We start from the raw sequence: 535 nt of genomic DNA, 5'->3' as shown, positions 1-535 counted from the left end.
ACCCACATATGGGTCTTGTCCGTTCCTACGTGTTTTTAATAACTTTAAAATCCACATGTACTGCTCAGGTTTCGGATTAACAAAACCTTCAACGACTTCATTCATTGCCCTAGCGTCTTGATGTTCATCGCCGGATAACTCAATGGGTGCTTTGATTTCAATTTCGTATTTACCCGTCTCAATATTATAGCTGGCAAAGGTTGGAACGATCTTCGCTCGGCTTACTTTTGCTAGTTTTCCTAGTCCGGGCAAGGTTGCTTTTTCAGTCGCAAAGAAATCTGAGAATACACTTTGCTCTGGGCCATGGTCTTGATCTGGCAGGTAATATCCCAAGTAGCCATCTTTGACTGATTTGATAAAAGGCTTAATGCCTCCACTGCGATCATAAACTCGTCCGCCATACTGAACTCTTTGCTTGTGCATGAGCAAATCGGTCAGAGGGTTTTTCTGGCTATTTGCCATCGCAGAAACGGGCAAGCCTCTTGAAGCTAAAAGGATAGCCGGAATGTCGATGCACCAAGAGTGAGGTACGAGC

The 535-nt window shown here is 44.5% G+C and carries 1 pseudogene; it reads right to left on the bottom strand.

Annotated elements, in window-relative coordinates:
* A pseudogene (locus AB4496_RS22615) lies at nucleotides 1-535 on the bottom strand (lauroyl-Kdo(2)-lipid IV(A) myristoyltransferase); the annotation flags it as partial.

This window comes from Vibrio sp. 10N.222.46.A1 (assembly GCF_041473595.1).
GTDB lineage: Bacteria > Pseudomonadota > Gammaproteobacteria > Enterobacterales > Vibrionaceae > Vibrio > Vibrio tasmaniensis_A.
This window is presented reverse-complemented; position numbering and strand designations above follow the sequence as displayed.